Raw genomic sequence first — 2,440 nt, 5'->3', positions numbered from 1 at the left:
TTATGATGGCAGACTATTTTTCCAGTTTCGGCCTTGGGGTCGGCGGCGGGTTTACAACCTACTTTGTTTTCTCTCTGCTCGGCTATGGCATATATCAGGCATTAAAACTGCTGAAACATTGAGAAAGGAGGGCGCAATTCATGGGTAATCTTTTGGCGGCAACTACTGTGACCGAAGCTTTCGGAACTGCTCTTACGCAGGTTCAGACTGATGCAATGGAATTTATTGCACAGGGTTTGCCGATCGGTTTAGCGATCATGGGCACTATCCTCGCAATTACGATCGGTGTTAAGGCTTTCAAGCGGTTCGCGAAATAATTCCGGCAGTACATGGCGGGTGGGTTCATTCCCGCCCGCTTATTTCTTTCTAGGGGTGATTTGATGGCAATAGACCTTTATTCCGGGGTGCCCGGCTCGGGGAAATCCTTGCTGGTTACATACCGGGCTATTGATGCTTTGTTAGAGCATACCAATGTTATTTCTAACTTTCCGATGGATATGAGCTATTTTAAAAAGCGCAAGCGGGGGAAGTTTTTCTATATACCTACAGATAAAATTACGATTAAGTTTCTGCTTGCTTTTGCAAAGTGGAATCATGTCCGCGAGGGCCGTAAAGCGAAAAAAGCACAGACCGTTGTCATAATTGATGAAGCCGAAATCAAATTCAATAGCCGTACGTTTTCTTCGCCCGATCGTATGGAATGGATTTTCTTTTTTGCGAACCATCGGCATTTTAATTATGACTTTTGGTTGGCCGCTCAGTCCGATCGGATGATTGACCGCCAGATTCGGGACTTGATACAAACTGAGTTCAAGTGCCGTGCAATTACTGGATTTGGAATTGAGGGTAAACTTGTGTCTTTTCTGTTCGGTGGCCTTTTCTGCGCAGTTCCGTATGATCATGCAAGCCGAACAAAGTTCTTGTTGCCGCAGTTTTACAGGCTGCATAAGCGCAAAGCAAAGGTATATGATACCATGCACATGTTTGATGGCATGACTACTGCTGGAAAGCTGGAGGGAGGGAAGAAAAATGCAGTTAGCGCTAAGGGGCAAACAGCTTTTGATTAAACGAGTCGCTGTTCTCCTTATGGTTTTAGTGGTTTTCTGTGCGCCGCTTATTAAGCCGCCCGTTAAGGTTGAAGCAGCGGTTATTCCGGTTGTGGCCGGGGCGGCAATCGTTGCGGCCGCCATGTCCGCGCTGGGCATCGGTGTGGCCGCCGGATTTGATACAGAAAGTTTGGCAACGGCTGCGCAAAAGGTATGGGACGATCTTTCTGAATCTGTTCGCAACACTATTGTTTTAACGGAGATTGCCGGGCATACCGTGGCACACTTCACCGAGCAGGCCCTTCGGGATATATTCAGCGGGTTGGTCAATACCTTTCCGCAGGCGGCATCTGGCGGGACACCTCTTTCAGTTGATTTTCCAAATGGTTATTATTTTACTAATGTTGCTCTTACATCTGATTTTGTATATAAGCTGTATCCAGATTATTATGTTTCTGTAGCTGATGCACCTTCTTTTTCTAGTGCAGATAGGAAAGCAAATTATTTGCTCCTTGGCCGTTTTAGCTATACGACGGGTTTGTTTTATGTCCCTTTAACGGAGCTATCATCTGGTATTACTCTTAAAGATTTTAAGGTACGTGATGCTACACAGTCTACTTATCGTGATGTTTCGGGATATATACAAAATGGGCCTTTTAATTCCTCTGAATATGTTTCTTTTAAAAGTGTGATTAATTTACCTGCTGCTCCTTTTGATTTTATTTTAGGTATCGAAACTATTGATGGTTATTCTCATTGGGTTTTGTTTGAGCCTTCAGGAGCGCATTACACTATTTATGAGGAAAGTCCTATTGATGCATCACCATATTTACCACCGGTTCCAGATGTATTCAATCCAGCAAATGAAAAATTTTATGCTGATGGTGCCAGCGTCATGTCAAATTCCGTGGATGATGTGATCAACCGCTTGAAAGATGGAGTCGGCGAAACAGGGCAAATATCTGACCAACCGGACGTGATTACAGTGCCGGGGCAGATTGTCGGGGATTCGGTGACGGATCAGACAAAGGGAGCCGATCAGGCGGGAACGATTGGTAAGGATATTTCAACCGAAGCAGATAAGGCCGCCAATGATGTGACGAATGCTGATCGGGATACTACAAAGCCCAGTACGCCCGACGAGGATACAGACATTCCGGATTTATCGATTCCGCAGATCATCACCACAAAGTTTCCCTTTTCGATTCCTTGGGATTTATACAATTCCGTTCGGATTCTCGTTGCACCTGCTGCGGCTCCGAAATGGGTTTTACCCTTACGCTTTGATAAGCTTGGGGTGAATACATCAATAACTATAGATATGGCGCAATTTGATGGCTTGGCGGCTCTCTCTCGATGGGGATTAAGTTTGCTTTTCATCATTTCACTTATAA

The 2,440-nt window shown here is 45.1% G+C and carries 3 protein-coding genes; all 3 read left to right on the top strand.

The features are described 5' to 3' along the window. Positions 1 to 140: 140 nt before the first annotated feature. The gene (locus HMPREF1141_RS17495) at positions 141 to 317 is read left to right on the top strand and encodes a hypothetical protein (RefSeq protein ID WP_009062114.1); all 177 of its coding nucleotides are present in this window, start codon (positions 141 to 143) and stop codon (positions 315 to 317) included. A gap of 63 nt (positions 318 to 380) precedes the next feature. Then, positions 381 to 1,067, top strand: a complete 687-nt coding sequence (locus HMPREF1141_RS05985; RefSeq protein ID WP_035316633.1) for a zonular occludens toxin domain-containing protein — start codon at positions 381 to 383, stop codon at positions 1,065 to 1,067. Next, positions 1,030 to 2,440: hypothetical protein (locus tag HMPREF1141_RS05980; protein ID WP_009062116.1), on the top strand; the 1,411-nt coding region annotated here is incomplete at its 3' end. The genes HMPREF1141_RS05985 and HMPREF1141_RS05980, both read left to right, overlap by 38 nt.

It is taken from the genome of Clostridium sp. MSTE9, from assembly GCF_000277625.1.
Lineage (GTDB): Bacteria > Bacillota > Clostridia > Oscillospirales > Acutalibacteraceae > Faecalispora > Faecalispora jeddahensis.
The sequence above is the reverse complement of the archived record's forward strand: the minus strand, read 5'-3'. Positions and strand labels throughout refer to the sequence as shown.

Excerpts from the sequence above, each read along its gene's own strand:
- HMPREF1141_RS17495 (WP_009062114.1), top strand. The coding sequence starts at position 141 with ATGGGTAATCTTTTGGCGGCAACTACTGTGACCGAAGCTTTCGGAACT.
- HMPREF1141_RS05985 (WP_035316633.1), top strand. The coding sequence starts at position 381 with ATGGCAATAGACCTTTATTCCGGGGTGCCCGGCTCGGGGAAATCCTTG.